The following is a 20,360-nucleotide window of genomic DNA, read 5'->3' on the forward strand; positions in this document are numbered from 1 at the left end:
ATCATTACGGATCGTCGCCCGGCGCCGGGGCTTCGCCCTGTAGCGTGACCCGGCCGCGACCGGTCTGCTTGGTACGATAAAGGGCCTGATCGGCCAGCTCCACCACCTGCTCCAGGCTGTTGTCGTCCTGCGGCCACAGCGCCCCACCGATGCTGCAGCCAATCTGCAATTGCTGGCTTTCCCAGTGAATCGGCGCGGCCAGTGCCTGGATCGTTCGTTCGGCGACCTGCCGGGCCTGATTGGCGGCATCATCGGCGGCGACTTGCAGGATCATCAGAAATTCGTCACCACCCAGGCGCACCACCAGATCGCCGCCGCGCAGGCAGCCGCGCATGCGTGAAGCGGCCTCACGCAGCACCTGGTCGCCCGCGGCGTGGCCATAGCGGTCGTTGACCGGCTTGAAGCCGTCGAGGTCCAGATAAAGCACCGCCAGGCCGTCTTGCGAACCCTGATTACGCTGTTGTGCCCGGGGCAGAAATCTGGCCAGTGCAGCCCGGTTCGGCAGGCCGGTCAGCGGGTCGTGGTGCGCGCGGTTTTCCAGGGCGTCGAGTTCGGCGTGCTGGTGGGTGAGGCTTTCCACCAGATGGCGGATCGAGTGGCTGAGGCGGGCGATCTCCCGGGGGCTGCCGATTTCCGGGATCACGGTGATCTCGCCATTGGCCAGGCGATCCGCCGCACGAGCGATGGTGCGCAGCGGGCGGGTCACGTAGCTGGCCAGCAGCCAGCCGCAGGCGGCGAACAACACGGCCAGCACCACGCCCCAGCCGAGGATGGTGAGGTGCATGGCCTGCACCGGCGCATCGGCCAGTTGCAGATCCTGGCGTGCCACCACCATCCAGCCCAGGCCCGGGTAGTCGAGGTAACCCTGACTCGCCGTCAGTCCGGTGAGGTAGTCCTTGCCATCGGGCCATTGCTGCACGGCCCACTCGCTCTGTCGGCCGGCCAGCTCGTTCATCATCGGCAGATGCAGGCGCTGGCCGACCATCGCGCGCGGGCCGAGCAGGATGGTGCGGTCGCGGCCGACCACGAAGAATTCGATTTGGCGGCTTTCCTCGATGGGCTTGAGGATCGCCTCACGCACCTCGTCGGCCCATGACCACGACAGGTGCGAAGCGAGCACGCCGACCAGGTGGCCGGCGTCGTCGCGCACCGGCAGGCTGATGTCGACGAACTTCATCGCCTCGCCGGTGGGATTGGGCAGCAGCTTGGCCAGCAGTACCGCCTCGTGCACGTCGCCGATGAACAGGCCCTTGCTGCCCTCCAGAAACACCGGACGCTGGGCGATGCTGGCGCCTTCGAGAATACCGTTGCTGGAGGCCAGCACCTGGCCCTGGGCGTCGGTGAAGCCGATCCAGGCGATGGTCGGGAACTTGCCCTGCAGCTCGTCGAGCAGCCGGCGCACTTCGCGGCCGTCGGCCGGTTGGCGCAGGGCGTCGAGGCTGCCGATCACCTGCAGCATGCTGGCGCGGCTCTGCATATCGCGATCCAGACGGTCGACCATGGTGTAGGACGATTCGGCCAGGTCCCGGCCGATTTCCTCGCGGATACGCTGGCTCGAATCGTGGCTGCTCAGGCTGCCGAGCAACAGGCTGAGCAGGCAGACCAGCACCACGATGAGCAGGGCATAGTGGCTACGCAGGCTTTGGGTGCGGAGCATGGTGATTGAGGATCCTTGGCGCGATGGCGGGCGGCTCATTCGAGTATAGAGGGGCCATTGGTCCGCCGGTGGCCGATCGCCGCACTGGTCTGCTCCCGTTTGCACGCACGGCACTATGGGTGGGGGCGCCCAGGTTGCGCGGTAAATGACCTCATCCGTCGTTGCAGGACTTGGCAGACGGCTGATCCATTCCCGGCGTCCCGCGCCTGATCACAGGCCATTTCCTGCAGCAACGCGGCTCGCGTCGGAGCGGGAGCACACCCTAACATGCTGCCAGAATAGCCCGAGTCAGGTATACTCAGCGGCTTTTCCCAAGTTTTATCTGCGAGTGCCGCCAGCCATGGAAATCAACCCGATCCTGAACAGCATCAAGGACCTGTCCGAGCGCACCCAGACTATTCGGGGGTATCTTTGACTACGATCACAAGCATGATCGTCTCGTCGAAGTAAACCGCGAACTCGAAGACCCGAACGTCTGGAACAAACCCGAATATGCCCAGAGCCTGGGCCGTGAACGTGCCACCCTGGCGCAGATCGTCGAAACCATCGACGACCTGACCGGTAGCCTGGCCGATTCGCGCGACCTGCTGGACATGGCCGTCGAAGAGAACGACCAGGGCGCCGTCGACGACGTGGCCGCGGAAATCGAGCGCCTGCGCGAGATCCTCGAGAAGCTCGAGTTCCGCCGCATGTTCAGCCACGAGATGGACCCCAACAACTGCTACCTGGATATCCAGGCCGGCTCCGGCGGTACCGAGGCACAGGACTGGGCCAACATCCTGCTGCGCATGTACCTGCGTTGGGCCGACAAGCGCGGCTTCAATGCCGAGATCGTCGAGCTGTCCGAGGGTGAGGTCGCCGGTATCAAGGGCGCCACCGTGCACATCAAGGGTGAGTACGCCTTCGGCTGGTTGCGCACCGAAATCGGCGTGCACCGCCTGGTGCGCAAGAGCCCGTTCGACTCTGGCGCTCGCCGCCACACCTCGTTCTCGGCGGTGTTCGTGTCGCCCGAGATCGACGACAAGGTGGAGATCGAAATCAACCCGGCCGACCTGCGCGTCGACACCTACCGCTCCTCCGGCGCCGGTGGTCAGCACGTCAACACCACCGACTCGGCGGTGCGTATCACCCACGTGCCGACCAACACCGTGGTGGCCTGCCAGAACGAACGTTCCCAGCACGCCAACAAGGACACCGCCATGAAGATGCTGCGGGCCAAGTTGTACGAGCTGGAAATGCAGAAACGCAACGCCGCTTCCCAGGCGCTGGAAGACAGCAAGTCGGATATCGGCTGGGGCCACCAGATCCGCTCCTACGTGCTCGACGACTCGCGCATCAAGGATCTGCGTACCGGTGTCGAACGTAGCGATTGCCAGAAAGTGCTCGACGGCGACCTTGACGGTTACCTCGAAGCCAGCCTCAAACAGGGCCTTTGATCCCGCACCCCCATGTGGGGCGCCGCTGCCGCTGAGCGGCGGCGCCCTGCGGATTCCCCATCGATTAGTGATTAGACGCCAGGCAGATAGACCACCATGAGCGACCAACAGCCCGACCAGCACGAACTGCAACAGGAAGAAAACAAGCTGATTGCCCAGCGCAAGGAAAAGCTTGCTGCCATCCGTGAGCAGGGCAGTGCCTTCCCGAACGACTTTCGCCGCGAAAACCTCTGCGCCGACCTGCAGAAACAGTACGTGGACAAGACCAAGGAAGAGCTGGAAGAGGCGGCCATTGCGGTCAAGGTCGCCGGGCGCATCATGCTCAACCGTGGCGCGTTCATGGTCATCCAGGACATGACCGGGCGCATCCAGGTCTACGTCAACCGCAAGACCCTGGCCGAAGAGACCCTGGCTCAGGTCAAGACCTGGGACATGGGCGACATCATTGCAGCCGTTGGCACCCTGGCCCGCAGCGGCAAGGGCGACCTGTACGTCGAGATGACCCATGTGCGCCTGCTGACCAAATCGCTGCGCCCGCTGCCGGACAAGCACCACGGCCTGACCGACACCGAGCAGCGTTACCGCCAGCGTTACGTCGACCTGATCGTCAACGAAGAGGTGCGCGACACCTTCCGCGTGCGCTCCCAGGTCATCGCACACATCCGCCGTTTCCTCGCCGAGCGCGACTTCCTGGAAGTGGAAACGCCGATGCTGCAGACCATTCCCGGTGGCGCCGCGGCCAAGCCGTTCGAAACCCATCACAACGCCCTGGACATGGCCATGTTCCTGCGCATCGCGCCGGAGCTGTACCTCAAGCGCCTGGTGGTTGGTGGCTTCGAAAAAGTCTTCGAGATCAACCGCAACTTCCGCAACGAAGGTGTTTCGACCCGGCACAACCCCGAGTTCACCATGCTCGAGTTCTACCAGGCCTACGCCGACTACGAAGACAACATGGACCTGACCGAGGAGCTGTTCCGCGAGCTGGCCCAGACCATCCTCGGCAGCACCGACGTGCCGTACGGCGACAAGGTTTTCCACTTCGGCGAGCCATTCGTGCGCCTGTCGGTGTTCGACTCGATCCTCAAGTACAACCCCGAAATCACTGCCGCTGACCTGCAGGATCTCGACAAGGCCCGCGCCATCGCCAAGAAGGCCGGCGCCAAGGTGCTCGGCTTCGAAGGCCTGGGCAAGCTGCAGGTGATGATTTTCGAGGAGCTGGTCGAGCACAAGCTGGAACAGCCGCACTTCATCACCCGTTACCCGTTCGAAGTCTCGCCGCTGGCCCGTCGCAGCGACGACGATCCGAGCGTTACCGACCGCTTCGAGCTGTTCATCGGTGGCCGCGAGATCGCCAACGCCTACTCCGAGCTCAATGATGCCGAAGACCAGGCCGCGCGCTTCCTGCAGCAGGTGGCCGACAAGGACGCCGGTGACGACGAAGCCATGCATTTCGACGCCGACTTCGTACGGGCCCTCGAATACGGCATGCCGCCGACCGCGGGCGAGGGCATCGGCATCGACCGCTTGGTGATGCTGCTGACCAATTCGCCGTCGATTCGCGACGTGATTCTATTCCCGCATATGCGCCCAGAACTCTAAGAACCTGTTCGTAATCTAAGCTCAGGTTCGTCGACTTTGGCGGCTAAGTGGCGGGAGCGGTCGGCAGATCGCTCCTTGTGGGAACGGGCCATGCCCGTGATTTCGCGGGCATGGCCCGCTCCCACAAGTACTGCATCAACGGCTGCTTCTGCCTTGTAGTTGCCTCTTCATGCGCATACAAGACTTTGAACAAGTTCTAAGGGTCGAACGAGACACCTCCGGGCGGCTTTTTATTGCCCGTGATTCAGCGCCTATCCTGTAGGTGAAGGTCCCGCTTGACGCGCCGCGCCAGGGAGTCGGACTATCAGCCCGGCCACGACTGTCTCAAGGAGAGCATTTTGAAAGCCTGGCGTGCATGGGTGGTGCTGTCGTTTCTGCTACTGAGTGGCTGCCTGGTGACTTTCAAGGAGCCGATCCCGGCCAACGAGGCAGCGCCGATTCCGCTGCTCGGCGTATGGTCGCGCGTGGACGAGTGGGGCGAGTTGCGCTACCTGGACATTACCCGCTCAGGCTCCAACCTGTACAAGGCCGACACCTACGTCGACAACCCGGACAACATGCCCAGCGTGCAGAGCTACAGCTTCACCGTCGCCCACCATGGGCGGCGTTGGTACCTGTCTGCCGGAGTGCCCAAGCGCCTGGGCGCGAACTTCGCCATCGGCGGCTTCGAGCTGACCCAGGCGGGCGAGCTGGTGCTCTTCAACCTCGATGTCGAGCGCATCCGCGAGGCCATCGCCAGTGGCGAGATCAACGGCAGCGATGTGAACATGCCCCAGGGAGGCGTGCTGGTGACCAGCAAACTGGATAAGGTGTTTGCCTACCTCAACGACCCTGCCAATTCCGACCTGTTCGTCGAAGTGGCGCGCTACCAGCGCAGCGCGCCCTGAACCGTCAGCCAAGCAAAGAGGATTGCCATGAACAGCCACACAGGACTCGACGGCTACCAACTGGTGGTGCGCGCGCTGTCCGATCGTATCGTCGAGGCGCAAACGCCGATCCGCGTGCTCGATGCGGTGAAATGGGACGACTCCATCCGCCAGGCGTTTCTCAAGCACAAGGGTCGCGAGCTGCCGGCCATCGACCGCAGTTACTACGAAAGCCGCCCGCTGGCGTTCGACCCGGCCGCCAAGAAGCTGGAGTTCCAGAACATCGAGCGCGACATCACCCGCCAGCTCGGCCAGTTCAACCCGGTGGGGCAGATCATGCGCCGCATGTGCCGCGAGTACCGCATGGTGATTCGTATGCTGGAGGCGCGCGGTACCGCGGATTTCGGGTTGATTTCCCAGGAGCTGTATGGCGCGGCGTCCGACGCCTTCCATGCTGGTGACCCGACCCTGGCAGATCTGGGCCTGATGGTCTCCGACTACCTGAACAACATCGACAGCCGCGGCGACCTCAAGGACGAGCCTAAGACTCTGGGCGCCAAGGAAGCCGTGGCTCTGCTGCAGAGCCGCCTGAACCTGGTGTTCGGCGAGAGCGAGAACACCATTCGCGTGTTCGAGTCCGACGGCATTCTCGCCGACGCGGCGGCGGGTGCCGATTACATCAAGATCCGCACCGACGCCATGTTCAACGAGCGTGACGTCAAGGCGCTGGAGGTGCACGAAGGCCTGGTGCATGTGGCGACCACGCTCAACGGCCAGAACCAGCCGATCTGCACCTTTCTGGCCAAGGGGCCGCCTTCGTCGACGGTTACCCAGGAAGGCCTGGCGATTCTCATGGAGGTGATCGCCTTCGCGTCCTACCCCAGCCGCCTGCGCAAGCTGACCAACCGCACCCGCGCCATCCACATGGCCGAGCAGGGCGCGGATTTTCTGCAAGTCTGCGATTTCTACCGCGAGCAGGGCTTCAGCCTGGAAGACAGCTACAGCAATGCCAGTCGCGCCTTTCGAGGCTCGGCGCCGAATGGCTTGCCCTTTACCAAGGACCTTTCGTACCTGAAGGGTTTCATCATGATCTACAACTACATCCAGCTCGCGGTGCGCAAAGGCAAGCTGGAACAGATCCCTTTATTGTTCTGTGGCAAGACCACGCTCGAAGATATGCGTACCCTACGCCAGCTGGTCGATGAAGGCTTGGTGAGCCCACCCAAGTACCTGCCGCAGCAGTTTCGCGACCTCAATTCGCTGTCGGCCTGGATGTGCTTCTCCAACTTCCTCAACCACCTGAGCCTGGATCGGATCGAAGCCGACTACGCCAACATCCTTTGAGCTGCAGCTCGGGTTGGGCGCGGCGCGACCGGTCTGCACTTTCCCTGAGCCGCCGCACGCCGGCAGCTCGTACCCGAGATGCCGGCATGACAGAACGCAATCCCATCCCCCTGATCCTCACTGCCATCGGTAGCGTCGCCGGTACCGTGGCGGTGCTCGGCTATTACGGCTACCTGCACTTCGCCAAGGCCGAGGATGCCTTGCTGCTGGCCGAGTTCACCATGCTCAAGACCGTTCCTGGCGAGGATTACAAGGTGAGCCTCAAGCCTGCCGACCAGGTTGCGCAATGCATCGACGGCGTGCTGGTGCTGTTCGATCTGCAGCAGAAGGGGCTCAGCGGCGTGCTGGTGGATGACCACAAGCGGGCCGTGCGCTGTAACGGATAGAGGCCGAAAAACGACAAGCCCCGCAAAAGCGGGGCTTGTCTGGTCGGGTCGCTGCGCCTACGGTGAGCGCAGTGAGTCCCTGGCAGGCCGGAGCCTTTAGTTGGTACGCACCGAGGAGCGCGGCGCAACCTGCTTGTCGTCGTTGGAAATGGTCACTTCCACACGACGGTTCATGGCGCGGCCCGAGGCATTGGCGTTGCTGGCTACCGGGTACTCCAGGCCATAACCCTGAGCGACGATGCGCTCCGGGCCTACGCCCTGGCTGACCAGCGCAGCGCGAACGGAGTTGGCGCGACGCTCGGACAGGCTCTGGTTGTACTGAGCCGAACCGGTGCTGTCGGTATAGCCTTCAACGATCACCTTGCGGTCCGGGTTGTTGCGCAGGAACTCGGCCAGTTTGGTGATGTTATGCATGCCACCTGGCTTGAGCTCGGCGCGATCGAGGTCGAACAGCACATCACCGAAGGTCACCAGGGTGCCGCGTTCGGTCTGCTTGGCGTTCATGCTTTCCTGCAGCTGCTTGATCTGCGCGTCGCGGGCTTCCAGGCGTGCCTGGGCACGTTGGGCGCCAGTCTGCTCCAGGTTCTGCTCGGTAGTGCGCAGGGCGATGGTCTGCTCGGCCAGCTCGATACGCTTATTGGCCAGATAGGCCAGCTGATCGACGCGTTTCTCGTTTTCTTTCTCGCGGAAGGCTTTCTCGGCACGCTCCAGCGCTTCGCCGGCGTCCTTGGTTTCCAGGGCGGCCACTTTGACCGACTCCGGGTTGGTCTGCAGGCTGGAGTAGCTGCTGCGCGCCTGCTCCAGGTTGACGTTGGGCTTGGTGGCGCAAGCGGCCAGGCCGACGCTCAGGGCCAGCAGGGCAGGGATCATCACTTGTTTACGCATGGTCGTTCATCCTTCTATGAATTGACGAAAGCGGTGGCGGGGCGTTATTGCTGCTGACCCTGGGTACGGATCTGCTGGGCGCCGCGCATGCCTTCCTGACGCAGCTCTTCGATACCCTGCTGAGCATCCTTGAGCGCCTTGTCAGCCTTGGCTGCCTGAGTCTTGCGAGTCGCTACGCGAGCGTCCCATTCGGCCTGTTCGGCCAGACGCTTGGCTTCTTCGTAGTTTTTCCCGACCAGTTCCAGCTCGGCCTGCTTGAGCTTGTCTTGAGCGGAGCGGGTTTCCACTGGAGCGAATTCGACACCGCCGGAACTGACGGCTTCGTTGACGGCGGACTTGGTCACGGCCATCTGCTCGCTGGGCGGGTTGCCCGCGCAGCCTGCCAGCAGCAGGGTGCTGCCAATGGCCAGCGCAGCGACTTTCCAGCTGGCCAGTTTGGTGCGAGCGGTTGGGGCATTGTTAGTGGTCATGGTGCAACTCCATTGGTAAGTAACTGGCAAAACAGTCGGTTCCACAAGGGTTACCTGACGTGCGGAGCTCAGAAGACGAGGCCGCTGAGTAAGTTTATCTCCGTCGACCAACGGTCGTCACGGCATAGCCTTATGAGTTAGCAAGGACGAAAAACGTTCAGCAAAAAACACATTGCCAGTACCAGGTGCCCCGCAGATCGCTCCAGAGCCCCTCCGCTCGGTCTTGGCCCCACCGATACGTCGTTTAGGATGTGCCCGAAGCAAGGTCATCCTGCTCCTGGCGGTAATGGCGGGCCAGTTCGAGAAAGCGCGGGGTCGGCCCGATGTCTTCGTAGATCGGATTACCTTCTTCATCGGTGGCCACCACCTGAGTGCCCTGCACATAAGGTAGGCTGGCCTCCAGGTCTTCCAGTGCGGCGGCCAGCAATTCGGCCAGCAGCTCTTCGGAGCGACGCCTTGGGTACATGTGGCTGAGTGCGGCCAGGCGTGCGGCGGCTTCGACATCCAGGTGTACTTGATAGGGCGTGCTGGTCAGGCGGCCGGTGGCGTTCTGTTCCCATTGCTGGACGAGCTGACGAATCTTCATAGCGACCTCGGTGCGGGGATTGTTTGCTAGAGACCCGAGCCATTCGGCGGCGTTCCGGCGGATGTTCGCGCCGACAACCACCTGCCTTGGTCGTACGGCGGCTTGTCAGGCGTGCCGCGGCTGGGCAATCTGGGGGCTCACGCAGAGGCGCAGGGAGACCGGTATGACGCAAATCGATGCACGTCTACGCGAGGATGTTCACCAACTCGGTGAGGTGCTCGGCAGCACCATTCGCGACCAGCACGGCGGGGCCTTTCTCGACAAGATCGAGCGTATTCGCAAAGGCGCCAAGGCCGCGCGCCAGGGCTCTGCTGACGGCGCTCGGCAGCTCAGCGAAACCCTCGACGGGTTGCACGATGACGAGTTGCTCCCGGTGGCGCGGGCCTTCAACCAGTTTCTCAACCTGGCCAATATCGCCGAGCAGTACCACCGCGTGCGCCGCCGCGGCGCTGGTGAGGCGCAACCCTTCGAGAACCGCGTGTTCGACGAGCTGCTGCAGCGCCTGCGCGCCAATGGCCATGAGCCCGCAGCCCTGGCCCGCCAGGTCGCCGAGCTGGATATCGAACTGGTGCTCACCGCTCACCCCACCGAGGTGTCGCGGCGCACGCTGATCCAAAAGTACGACGCCATTTCCGCGCAGCTCGCCGAGCAGGATCACAGCGACCTGTCGAGCGCCGAGCGCGACGTCATCGCCAGCCGCCTGCAACGGCTGATCGCCGAGGCCTGGCACACCGAGGAAATTCGCCGCGTGCGACCCACTCCAGTGGACGAAGCCAAGTGGGGCTTCGCGGTGATCGAGAATTCCCTGTGGTACGCGCTACCGACGGTGATGCGCAAGGCCGACCAGGCGTTGCACCGCGAAACCGGGCAACGCCTGCCGCTGGACGCCGCGCCGATTCGTTTTGCCTCGTGGATGGGCGGTGATCGCGACGGTAACCCCAATGTCACCGCGAAGATCACCCGCGAGGTGTTGCTGCTGGCGCGCTGGATGGCCGCCGACCTGTACCTGCGCGACATCGACAGCCTGGCCGCCGAGCTGTCCATGCAGCGCGCCAACGACGAGCTGCGCGCACGCGCCGGCGACAGCGCAGAGCCCTACCGCGCGGTGCTCAAGCAGCTGCGCGAGCGGCTGCGCGCGACCCGCGCCTGGGCCCACGAATCGCTCGCCGGCCCGGTCAACCCAGCGGCCCAGGTGCTGCATGACAACGCCGATCTGCGCGAGCCGTTGCTGCTCTGCTATCGCTCGTTGCACGATTGCGGCATGGGCGTGATCGCCGATGGCCCGCTGCTGGATTTCCTGCGTCGGGTCAGCACCTTCGGGCTGTTCCTGGTGCGCCTCGACGTGCGTCAGGACGCTGCCCGCCACGCCTCGGCAATCGCCGAGATCACCGAATACCTGGGCTTGGGTCGCTATGACAGCTGGGACGAAGAGCAGCGGCTGGCATTCCTTCAGGAGGAATTGAAAGGACGCCGACCTTTGTTGCCGAGCGACTTCGATCCCAGCGCCGACACTGCTGAGGTGCTCGCTACCTGCCGTGAAGTGGCCGCTGCGCCAGCCGCTTCGCTGGGTTCCTACGTGATCTCCATGGCCGGCGCCGCTTCGGATGTGCTTGCCGTGCAACTGCTGCTCAAGGAGGTTGGGCTACGCCGCCCGATGCGCGTGGTGCCGCTGTTCGAGACCCTGGCGGATCTGGATAACGCCGCCTTTGCCATCGAGCGACTGCTCGGCCTGCTGGACTATCGCGCCGGCTTGCAGGGGCCGCAGGAAGTGATGATCGGCTATTCGGATTCCGCCAAGGATGCCGGCACCACAGCGGCTGCCTGGGCGCAGTACCGCGCCCAGGAAAGCCTGGTGCGGATCTGCCGCGAGCATGGCGTCGAGCTGCTGCTGTTCCATGGCCGCGGCGGCACCGTAGGGCGCGGTGGCGGCCCGGCTCACGAGGCGATTCTGTCGCAGCCGCCCGGTTCGGTGAGCGGGCGCTTCCGTACCACCGAGCAGGGCGAGATGATCCGCTTCAAGTTCGGCATGCCGGATATCGCCGAGCAGAACCTCAACCTTTATCTGGCCGCGGTGCTGGAGGCCACTCTGCTGCCACCGCCGGTGCCCCGGCAGGCCTGGCGCGAGCAGATGGACAAGCTCGCCGGAGATGGCGTGGCTACCTACCGCGGCGTGGTGCGTGAGCACCCGCAGTTCGTCGAGTATTTCCGCCAGGCGACGCCCGAGCAGGAGCTTGGCCGCCTGCCGCTAGGCAGCCGTCCGGCCAAACGGCGCGAAGGTGGAGTGGAAAGCCTGCGCGCAATCCCGTGGATTTTCGCCTGGACCCAGACACGCCTGATGCTGCCCGCCTGGCTCGGTTGGGAGGCCGCTCTGCAAGGCGCGCTGGCTCGTGGTGAGGGCGACACCTTGCGGGAGATGCGCGAGCAGTGGCCGTTCTTCCGCACCCGCATCGACATGCTGGAAATGGTACTGGCCAAGGCCGATGAGTCGATTGCCCGGCTTTACGACGAGCGTCTGGTAGACGGCGAGCTGCATCCATTGGGTGCCCATTTACGCGACCTATTGTCGCAGGCGAGTGAGGTGGTGCTGGGCCTGACTGGTCAGGCGCAGCTGTTGACCCACAGCCCCGAGACCCTGGAATTCATTAGCGTGCGCAATACCTACCTGGACCCGCTGCACCTGTTGCAGGCCGAGCTGCTGGCTCGTTCCCGGCAGCGCGAGCAAGAGGCCGGAAGCGCTCTGGAGCAGGCGTTACTGGTCAGCGTGGCGGGTATCGCTGCAGGGCTTCGCAACACCGGTTGAGCGGCATCTCCAGATCGTGCCATGCAGGTGAAATGGTCATGAAAAGCCGTGAACTATCGGCGATCTGCCGATAGTTGGACGGCGCGAGGCGTGCGTTCGACCTTGGTTGGATGGCGCCTCTCACGCCGCTGCGTTCAAGCTGTACAAGCGCAACGGCCAGTGCGCGGCGAATCGCCATGGGCTGCGGCTTTCGACGGCTTGTGCGGCATTGGAGCGCTGTGTATCTTGATCGACCTTCTGACAGTTCGGCATCTGGCCGGGCTGGCGAAACCCAGTTGAGATTGGCCCCGCAAGGCGAGTCCACCATCACTACCAAGAACTTGAGGAGCACATCGATGCGCGTGATTCTGTTGGGGGCGCCCGGTGCCGGCAAAGGTACTCAGGCAGGTTTCATCACCAAGAAATTCTCGATTCCCCAGATTTCCACGGGCGACATGCTGCGTGCTGCGGTCAAGGCTGGCACCGAGCTGGGCCTCGCGGCCAAGAGCGTGATGGACGCCGGCGGCCTGGTTTCCGATGAGCTGATCATCAACCTGGTCAAGGAGCGTATCGCGCAGCCCGATTGCGCCAACGGCTTCCTGTTCGACGGCTTCCCGCGCACCATCCCGCAGGCTCAGGCCCTCAAGGATGCCGGCGTGCAGATCGACCACGTGGTGGAGATCGCCGTTGACGACGAAGAGATCGTCGGCCGCATCGCTGGTCGCCGCGTGCACCCGGGCTCGGGCCGCGTCTACCACACCGAGCACAACCCACCAAAGGTTGCCGGCAAGGACGACGAAACCGGCGAGGAGCTGATTCAGCGCGAAGACGACAAGGAAGCCACCGTGCGTCATCGTCTGTCGGTCTACCACTCGCAGACCAAGCCGCTGGTGGATTTCTACCAGAAGCTCTCGGCCGCTGAAGGCACGCCGAAGTACAGCGCCATCGAAGGTGTCGGCTCGGTCGAGCAGATCACCGCCAAGGTGTTGGCAGCGCTGAGCTGACCTGACCTACTTCTACCACGGCCCGCTTGCGGGCCGTTGTCGTTTCTGGGCATGCCAGAGCGCTCGCGAGCCAGGTTGCGGTCGTTGGCAGGCAGCCACGAGCGCTCCGGTTTCGCTACCATCGGGCTTCTCCATCGCCACCTGGCATGCTCCGAATCCCAGCCGGCGCGCCATTGCGCCTGCTGGTTCGATCGACCGTCACGAAGAACTTCGAGAAAGGCGGCTACAACCACCCTCCGTCAGAGTGCATTCCATGACCCAGAACAGAAGATTTGCCTGCTTGCCCATCGCCCTCGTGGTATCGGCACTGAGTGCATCCGTCGCCCTGGCCGACGGCGCCCCCGAGAAAAAGGGCGAGTGCTCGGTTGACCAGTTCACCATGGCGCTGCGTTATCAGCAGCAATCTGCGGAAGTTCGCGCCTTGCAGATGCAGGCCTACAACATCGCCACCGAGAAGCTCGACGCCGCCGTTGCGGCAGTCGACGATCCTTCCAAGCTGGCCATCGTCACCGACGTGGATGAAACGGTGATCGACAACTCCGCGCTGCTGGCGCGCGACCTCGCCAATTGTCACACCTACGATGGCTGGGACACCTGGCTGCCGTGGGAGCGTGACGGTGACCCGGTGCTGATCCCAGGCGCCAGGAAGTTTCTCGAGCACGCCGACAAGCTGGGCGTGGCCATCCGTTACGTTTCCGACCGCTCCGAGGAGCAGAAGGACTACACCCTCAAGGCCCTGAAGAAGCTCGAGCTGCCTCAGGTCAGCGCTGACAGCGTGCTGCTGCTTGGGCCGCCCAAGGTCGAGCGTCGTGCGCTGGTCGCCAAGGATTACCGTATCGTGATGCTGCTCGGCGATACCCTGCATGACTTCGACGCGCGGTTCCGCAAGACGCCGGTGGCCGAGCAGCGTGCCACTGCCGAAGCCGAGTCGGCCAAGTGGGGCACCGAATGGATCGTGTTCCCCAATTCCGGCTATGGCACCTGGTCCAAGGAGCCGCTCAAGGCCTGGGACGCCAAGCCCGTCATCGAGAAGTGGTAAGCCCCGTGGCAAATCGCTGATCCGCTGATCGGCCGGCACCCGCTCTGGGTGTCGGCTACGGCCGCCTGGCCGTTGAGCTTCTTTCTGGCAAGGCCGGTTGGCTCGCTGCGCTGGAAAAAACCAGCTCAAACCGTTTTAATGCCCGCCCGCTCAGCCACCTCTACAGATCGCCATGACCACTCTGCTGGCCCTCGATACCGCCACCGAAGCCTGTTCCGTCGCCTTGCTGCATGACGGCCGCGTGACGAGCCACTACGAGGTGATTCCGCGCCTGCACGCGCAGAAACTGCTGCCGATGATCAAGGCGCTGCTGGCCGAGCAGGGCGTCGCGCTATCGGCGCTGGATGCCATCGCGTTCGGGCGCGGCCCGGGGGCCTTTACTGGCGTGCGTATCGCCATTGGCGTGGTGCAGGGGTTGGCCTTTGCTCTGGATCGCCCGGTGCTGCCGGTTTCCAACCTGGCCGTGCTGGCGCAGCGTGCCCAGCGCGAGCACGGCGCCAGCCAGGTCGCTGCCGCCATCGACGCGCGTATGGACGAAGTGTACTGGGGCTGCTACCGCGCCGAGGCGGGTGAGATGCGTCTGCTTGGACGCGAAGCCGTACTGGCTCCGGAGCGGGCATTATTACCGGACGATACCCACGGCGAGTGGTTCGGCGCTGGCACGGGTTGGGGCACTTTCGCCGAGCGAATCGCTGGCCAGGTCGTTGCCTGCGATGGCGCGATGCTGCCCCATGCCGAAGACCTGCTCGATCTGGCCTGCTTCGGCTGGGCCCGCGGTGAGGCGGTGGTGGCCGATCAGGCCCAACCGATCTATCTGCGCGATCAGGTCGCTACGCCGAAAATGCCGCCGCCCGCGGGCTTTTGAGCGATAAGCGACGAGAGGGTCGCCCTTTTGTCGTCAACGTATCGACATCCATTGCCAAGGGCTGTCAGCGCAGCTAAATTGCCACTACTTCCGCACGCCTTCCTGCCGAGCCTTCATTGATGCGTATCGACGGTAACATCGCGCCCTATTCACCGGATCGTGGCCCCCGCTCGGGGACTGCGGTTACGCCGTATCGCGAGGCGAACCGGGAAGTAGAGGTGAAGCGCGAGCAACCGGCATCGACCGCAGGTGCCCAGGGCTTCGAGCAGACTCCGCAGATCCGTCGTGTGCAGCAGAGCAGTGCCAGCACCGATAACTTCCCCGTGCGCGCACTCGACAGCACCTACCAGCCTGCCATGAGTAGCCGCGCCGCCCAGGCGATCGCCAGCTATAGCAGTACCGCCGCGTTCGCCCGTGATGTGGATGCCCAGCAGGTCCTGGGCCTCGACCTCTACGCCTGAACGATTCACGGTCGGCTCGGCTCGCCCGAGTCAGGCACAATAGGCGCTTTCGGCTGATCAGCGATTTCCGATGCTTCCGTATTTTCTTGGTTGTCCTTCCTGGAACGAGTCCGCCTGGCGCGGTAGCTTCTATCCGCCCGATCTGAACATGAGCGACAGCGTGGAGCACTACTGCCGTGTGTTCAATGCGGTGGAGGGCAATACCACCTTCTATGCACGGCCCGACGCGGATAAACTCGAGCGCTGGGTGGCGCGCATGCCGGCGCATTTCCGTTTCTGCGCCAAGGTACACAAGGACATCAGCCACGAAGGCGACCTGCGCGACCAGTTGGGCAGCACCCAGGCATTTCTCGATCTGCTCGCACCGCTGGGCGAACGGGTCACACCGCTGTGGTTGCAACTGCCGGCGCAGTTCGGCCCTCTGCGGCTGGGTGAGCTGGCGGTGTGGCTGGACGAGTTCGCTGATCGGCAGATCGCCGTGGAGGTGCGTCATCCGGCATTCTTCGACAAGGGCGACGAGGAACGGGCGCTCAATCGGCTGCTTCACGAGCGCGGCGTCGAGCGTATCTGCCTGGATTCCCGAGCGCTGTTCAGCTGCACTTCCCGCGACCCGGCGGTGTTGCATGCCCAGTCCAAGAAGCCGCGTCTGCCGATTCGCCCCGCGGCATTCACGAACAGCCCTCAGGTGCGCTTTATCGGCGGGCCGGACCTGGGCGCCAACCAGCCGTTTCTCGAGCCCTGGCTGGACAAGGTCGCCGCCTGGATCGAACAGGGCCTGACGCCCCATGTCTTTTTGCATACCCCGGACAATCAGCTAGCCGCGGCTCAGGCGCTGCGTTTTCACGAGCTGTTGAGCGAGCGGTTACCGGGCCTGCCGCCGTTGCCGCCGTACACCGATAACGAGCCCAGGGCCGAGCAATTGGGGTTGCTTTAAGGCAGAAGCGGCCGTTCGCCGATTCACTGTGTGAGCGGGCGGGGACGCCCAGTCCATGCTCGTTATTTTTCGCGGGCATGGCCCGCTCCCACATTGGATTGTGATTAGGGCCTTAGGATGGGGGTAACCCATCGGCAATTGATGGCTTACACCTACTCGGCCCGATCCATCCTACGGCGGGAATTGATGGGGTTACGCGCTCGCAGTTGTGGGAGCGGGCCATGCCCGCGAAAAGCCGCGCTCCCAGTGTTGATCACGATCAGGCCAGACGCAGGTGGTTGTCCCAGAGCCCCGCCGGCAGCTCAAGGGGCTGCATGGCGATGCGTTCGCTGCGGCAGTCGTAGAGACGGCAGCGGCCGATGCCGGCGCTGACCACGAAGCCGTTCTCCACGGCACCGACGCCGGCGCAGTCGGGCAGGGCGGTATCCAGGCGCACTGCGCCACTGTCCAGGTCCCAGATGAACAGGCGATTCCCGCGCGGCGCGGTCATCGCCAGCAGGCGCAGGTCGCTGTGCACGGCGACGCTGGCGGTGTACTGGCTCATCATCTGGCGCTGTGCATCGGCCATGGGAAAGTGCTGGAACGGCTGACCCGGGCGCTTGATCGCTACCAGCGGCACGGCGTCCATGGCATCGCCCATGTACTGCTGGCCGCTGACCACGGTGCCGTCGCTGGCCACGGCCAGGTGGCGCACGCTGTTCATCGGCTCGGGGAGCTGTTCCTTGCTGTGCAGGGTGCCGTCGCGGGCCATCAGTACCAGGCTGGCTTGCATCGCGTCGAGGTTCATTTCCACCCGGCTTTCCGCCTCGGTGCGGATGCCGCCGTTGGCCACCACCAGGGTTTCGCCATCGGGCATCCACAACAGCTGGTGCGGGCCCAGGCCATGGCTGGAGAGCTCGTCGCGGTGCACCAGACGCTCGCCCTCCAGGCGATAGGCGCCAATCACCCCACGGCCGGGGTCGCGGGTGTCGTTTTCGGTGGCGTACAGCCACTCGCCATCCTTGTGGAACACGGCGTGGCCATAGAAATGCCGATCCTGCTCGCTGCGCAGGGTCTGCAGCAGACGGCCATCGCGGGTGTCGACCAGATAGCTCTCGGTGCTCGGCCGGCGCCCGACGAACAGTGCCAGGGGCAAGGTGGGGTGAGGCACCACGTCATGGCAGCGCTCGGTCACCTGGGTGACGAAAGCGCGCTCGCCATCGAGTCGATAGCCGACCGCATAATGCTTGCCGCCTTCATCGTTACGTGCCGACAGCAGCAGCGGCTGGTGGCCGGTGTGGGTCAGCTTCCAGCCACCGACGGCGCCGGCAGCCAGTAGGGTGGCGCTGAGGCCGAGAAAAGCCCGGCGTTTCATGGTCATGGTTTCAGTCTCCGTCGTGGGCGTTGAAGCCCAACTGGATGCCCAGCGCTCGCGCCAGCTCGCCTTCGTGCAGGCGGTGCAGCACGTTGAGGCTGTCGTAGAAGGCATTGAGGCTCTGGCGGCCGGCGTCGTCGGCGAGCAGCTCGCCGAGCGGGCGCTGCAGGCCGGCCAGTTGCTTGCGACATTCGACGTAGGCGGCGTCGATGCGTTTCTTGAGATCGTCCTGATCGCTGCCCAGCAGGGCCTGCAGGCCATCGTTGTTGGCACCGTGCCAGAGCTGCTCGGCACCGCTCAGCGCCGCACCCAGGTTGCTCAGGCTGGCCTGGCTGCGCCACGCTTCGGCCTGGTAGGGCTGCGGTACGCCCTTGCTCTGCCGGCCCAGGGGAGCGCCGAGCTTTTTCTTCAGGCCATCGATGGCGCTGACCTGAGTACGCAGCATGTCGGAGATCGCCTCGCCCGCTTCGGCGTAGCGCTCGTTGGGGAAGGTGCGAAACAGCGCTAGGGCGCCATTGTCGCCTTGCCACTGGTCAAGCACGGTGGTGACCAGCGCCTGCTGGTGCTCGCCGATTGCTACCAGCATTGGGCAGTAGCGAGCTTTCTGCTCGGGGTTCTGCAGGTCGATCTCGGGATCGAACATCAGGTATTCGTAGGCGGTGAGCCCCTGGACGACCACGCTGGCCTTTTCCAAGTCGGCCGCGCCCAATTGCGGCTTGGCCTTGATCAATGCCTCTACCTGGCGGGCCACGAGGTTCTTCTTGTCCGGCCAGAACTGCACCTGCCAGGCGCGGTTACCTTCGGCCAACGGGCCGACCGCCAGTGGCTGCAAGCTGGCCCAGGCGCTCTGGGTGGTGAGGAACGCCTGGCGAGCGGTGCCCAGGTCTTCCTGGCCTGCGCAAAATGCCTTGGAGCTGCTGGCCAGGGCGACATTGGCCTCTCTCCAGGTAGCGTGGGCCGGTAGCAACACGCCTTCGGCCAGCGCAGAGCTGGTGGTGGCATCAGGATCGGCCGGCGAGCAGGCGGCCAGGGTCAGGCCCAGCAGGGCGAGGGTCAGCGGAGAACGGATCATGCGCGGCTCCTTACAGTGAATTCAGAAACGCCAGAAGCGCGGCGCGCTCCTCGCTGGAAAATTGCAGCACCCGCTGCTTGGCCGCTTCGGCTTCGCCGCCATGCCAGGCGATGGCTTCGAGCAGGTTGCGGGCGCGGCCGTCGTGCAGGAACTGGGTGTGGCCGCTAACGGTTTCCGTCAGGCCGATGCCCCACAGCGGTGCGGTGCGCCACTGGCGCCCGTTGGCGAGAAACTCGTCGCGGCCATCGGCCAGGCCTTCACCCATGTCGTGCAGCAACAGATCGGTGTAGGGGCGAATCGTCTGGCCTGCCAGTTCCGGTTCGGCGGCATCGGCAGCGGTGACGAAACTGGGCGTGTGGCAGCCCTGGCAGCCGGCGCGGTGGAACAGAGTCTTGCCGGCCAGCACCTGCGCATCGTCGACATGGCGGCGCGCCGGCACGGCGAGGTTGCGGGTGTAGAACAGCACCATGGCCATGATGTTGTCGCTGACTTCCGGTTCACCGCCGTGGGGCGCGGCGCGGCAGTCGGTCTGCGCTTGGGTGCAGCCATCGGTGGGCAGCAGGCTGCTGGTCAGGCCCATGTCCTGCAGGAAGGCGTGGGCGTTCTGCTGGTTGAGCGTTGGTTGCCCGGCCTTCCAGCCGAAACGGCCGAGCACGGTCTCCTGGCGCGCATCGTCCCACACCCGATTGGGCCGACCGCGGATGCCATCGCCGTTGCGGTCGTCCGGGTCGGCGTTGGCGAGGATCGCCGCTTCGGGGATCGCTTCGAGCAGCCCCAGGCCGATCATCGGCGGGGCGACGCGCGCCGAGAACAACGTGTCCGGGTGCATTGGCCCATAGCCGAGCTGGCTAATGTTCAACTGCGGCTTGCGCAGTTCGAGGGTGTGCCCGTCGGCGAAGCGCACCCGCTCGGTGCTGTACTCGACGCGCACCTTGCCTTCGGGGGCGACACCGGGGTTGGCCATGTCCTGCAACTGGCTGCCATAGGTGGGTTCGGGCACCACGCCAAGGCGTTGGAGTGCGGCGCGATTGGCGTCGCCCGCCGGTATCGACAGGCGCACCAGCATCGATACGGCGTTGACGCTACCCGGCTCGGGCGGGTGGCCACGGCCATCGCGAACATGACAGTTCTGGCAGGCGTTGGTGTTGAACAGTGGGCCGAGGCCGTCACGGGCCGTGGTGGTCGATGGGGCGATCACCCAGGGGTTGCGAAAGAAGCTGTTGCCCACACTGAAGTCCAGACGGCGTTCGGGGGCCAGATTGGCGGAGGGCAGGGAGAAGGCCACGCGATCACTGCGTGACACGGTTGCGGCGCCACCGGACAGCGCTTCGCCAGGTTCGGCGCTGGTGAAGCTGGGCGACTGATCGCAGGCGGTCAGGCCGAAAGCCAGAAACAGCAGCGGCAGCAGGCGACCGGGTGACGCTGACATGGATGAATCCGGAGGGCAGAAATCGAGGGCGGGAATCTTAGCAGTCTGCGCAGGTTTAAATAAGATGGATTTGCGTTCAATCGGCTGGTGCTATGGGCTGGATATCAGGCAACCATAGCGGCGCGGACCATGAAAGTTTTGCTCCGAGGTCACTGGCGCAGTTGCAGGCCGCATAAAAAAGCCGGTACGCAAAA

18 protein-coding genes are annotated in these 20,360 nt (G+C 64.3%); 11 read left to right on the forward strand and 7 right to left on the reverse strand.

The window, feature by feature from the left end:
- Positions 1-4: 4 nt before the first annotated feature.
- A complete protein-coding gene (locus BVH03_RS21185) occupies positions 5-1,657 on the reverse strand; it encodes a GGDEF domain-containing protein (protein ID WP_075963040.1) in 1,653 nt (550 codons plus the stop codon).
- 340 nt (positions 1,658-1,997) lie between these two features.
- Here BVH03_RS21185 and prfB point away from each other — a divergent pair.
- The 5 genes from prfB to BVH03_RS21210 all read left to right on the forward strand — a co-directional run bounded on the left by prfB (position 1,998) and on the right by BVH03_RS21210 (position 7,288).
- Positions 1,998-3,093, forward strand: a protein-coding gene (gene prfB, locus BVH03_RS21190) for a peptide chain release factor 2 (RefSeq protein ID WP_143486026.1) whose coding sequence is annotated in 2 segments (ribosomal slippage) — positions 1,998-2,069 and positions 2,071-3,093 — 1,095 coding nt in all. Because the reading frame shifts where the segments join, the coding sequence is not laid out codon by codon here.
- Positions 3,094-3,189: 96 nt separating this feature from the next.
- Positions 3,190-4,692: a lysine--tRNA ligase gene (gene lysS / locus BVH03_RS21195; protein WP_075963041.1), complete on the forward strand. Its 1,503-nt coding sequence runs from the start codon at positions 3,190-3,192 to the stop codon at positions 4,690-4,692.
- A 338-nt stretch (positions 4,693-5,030) separates the two neighbouring features.
- On the forward strand, positions 5,031-5,579 hold the full coding sequence (locus tag BVH03_RS21200; RefSeq protein WP_075963042.1) for a hypothetical protein: 549 nt from the start codon (positions 5,031-5,033) through the stop codon (positions 5,577-5,579).
- 27 nt (positions 5,580-5,606) lie between these two features.
- Positions 5,607-6,902 carry a flavohemoglobin expression-modulating QEGLA motif protein gene (locus BVH03_RS21205; RefSeq protein ID WP_075963043.1) on the forward strand — a complete coding sequence of 432 codons (1,296 nt, stop codon included), beginning with the start codon at positions 5,607-5,609 and terminating at the stop codon, positions 6,900-6,902.
- An 86-nt stretch (positions 6,903-6,988) separates the two neighbouring features.
- The gene (locus tag BVH03_RS21210; protein WP_075963044.1) at positions 6,989-7,288 is read left to right on the forward strand and encodes a hypothetical protein; all 300 of its coding nucleotides are present in this window, start codon (positions 6,989-6,991) and stop codon (positions 7,286-7,288) included.
- Between the two features lie 96 nt (positions 7,289-7,384).
- On the opposite strand, the gene BVH03_RS21215 is transcribed toward BVH03_RS21210, so the two are convergent.
- The 3 genes from BVH03_RS21215 to BVH03_RS21225 all read right to left on the reverse strand — a co-directional run bounded on the left by BVH03_RS21215 (position 7,385) and on the right by BVH03_RS21225 (position 9,229).
- Entirely contained in the window at positions 7,385-8,173 is a 789-nt protein-coding gene (locus tag BVH03_RS21215) for an OmpA family protein (RefSeq protein ID WP_075963045.1), read from the reverse strand.
- Positions 8,174-8,217: 44 nt separating this feature from the next.
- Positions 8,218-8,643 carry a DUF4398 domain-containing protein gene (locus tag BVH03_RS21220; RefSeq protein ID WP_075963046.1) on the reverse strand — a complete coding sequence of 142 codons (426 nt, stop codon included), beginning with the start codon at positions 8,641-8,643 and terminating at the stop codon, positions 8,218-8,220.
- A 244-nt stretch (positions 8,644-8,887) separates the two neighbouring features.
- Positions 8,888-9,229, reverse strand: a complete 342-nt coding sequence (locus BVH03_RS21225) for a pilin assembly protein (protein WP_075963047.1) — start codon at positions 9,227-9,229, stop codon at positions 8,888-8,890.
- 163 nt (positions 9,230-9,392) lie between these two features.
- Here BVH03_RS21225 and ppc point away from each other — a divergent pair, with 163 nt between their 5' ends.
- From ppc to BVH03_RS21255, 6 genes are all read left to right on the forward strand, one after another.
- On the forward strand, positions 9,393-12,029 hold the full coding sequence (gene ppc, locus BVH03_RS21230; protein ID WP_075963048.1) for a phosphoenolpyruvate carboxylase: 2,637 nt from the start codon (positions 9,393-9,395) through the stop codon (positions 12,027-12,029).
- 335 nt (positions 12,030-12,364) lie between these two features.
- Positions 12,365-13,012: an adenylate kinase gene (adk, locus tag BVH03_RS21235; protein ID WP_075963049.1), complete on the forward strand. Its 648-nt coding sequence runs from the start codon at positions 12,365-12,367 to the stop codon at positions 13,010-13,012.
- Positions 13,013-13,292: 280 nt separating this feature from the next.
- Positions 13,293-14,051 carry a 5'-nucleotidase, lipoprotein e(P4) family gene (locus BVH03_RS21240; protein WP_256574777.1) on the forward strand — a complete coding sequence of 253 codons (759 nt, stop codon included), beginning with the start codon at positions 13,293-13,295 and terminating at the stop codon, positions 14,049-14,051.
- Between the two features lie 172 nt (positions 14,052-14,223).
- Positions 14,224-14,916 carry a tRNA (adenosine(37)-N6)-threonylcarbamoyltransferase complex dimerization subunit type 1 TsaB gene (gene tsaB, locus BVH03_RS21245; RefSeq protein WP_075963051.1) on the forward strand — a complete coding sequence of 231 codons (693 nt, stop codon included), beginning with the start codon at positions 14,224-14,226 and terminating at the stop codon, positions 14,914-14,916.
- Between the two features lie 119 nt (positions 14,917-15,035).
- Complete coding sequence (locus BVH03_RS21250; protein WP_075963052.1) at positions 15,036-15,377, forward strand: hypothetical protein; 342 nt, start codon at positions 15,036-15,038, stop codon at positions 15,375-15,377.
- 70 nt (positions 15,378-15,447) lie between these two features.
- Entirely contained in the window at positions 15,448-16,311 is an 864-nt protein-coding gene (locus BVH03_RS21255) for a DUF72 domain-containing protein (RefSeq protein WP_075963053.1), read from the forward strand.
- A 259-nt stretch (positions 16,312-16,570) separates the two neighbouring features.
- Here BVH03_RS21255 and BVH03_RS21260 read toward each other — a convergent pair whose 3' ends face one another.
- Genes BVH03_RS21260 through BVH03_RS21270 form a run of 3 tightly spaced genes read right to left on the reverse strand, consistent with a single transcriptional unit; the run spans position 16,571 to position 20,166 of the window.
- On the reverse strand, positions 16,571-17,665 hold the full coding sequence (locus BVH03_RS21260) for a DUF1513 domain-containing protein (RefSeq protein ID WP_075963106.1): 1,095 nt from the start codon (positions 17,663-17,665) through the stop codon (positions 16,571-16,573).
- Positions 17,666-17,675: 10 nt separating this feature from the next.
- Positions 17,676-18,737 carry an imelysin family protein gene (locus tag BVH03_RS21265; protein WP_075963054.1) on the reverse strand — a complete coding sequence of 354 codons (1,062 nt, stop codon included), beginning with the start codon at positions 18,735-18,737 and terminating at the stop codon, positions 17,676-17,678.
- 10 nt (positions 18,738-18,747) lie between these two features.
- The gene (locus tag BVH03_RS21270) at positions 18,748-20,166 is read right to left on the reverse strand and encodes a di-heme oxidoredictase family protein (protein ID WP_075963055.1); all 1,419 of its coding nucleotides are present in this window, start codon (positions 20,164-20,166) and stop codon (positions 18,748-18,750) included.
- Between the last annotated feature and the right edge of the window lie 194 nt (positions 20,167-20,360).

The sequence above is a fragment of the Pseudomonas sp. PA15(2017) genome (assembly GCF_001945395.1).
Classification (GTDB): Bacteria; Pseudomonadota; Gammaproteobacteria; order Pseudomonadales; family Pseudomonadaceae; genus Aquipseudomonas.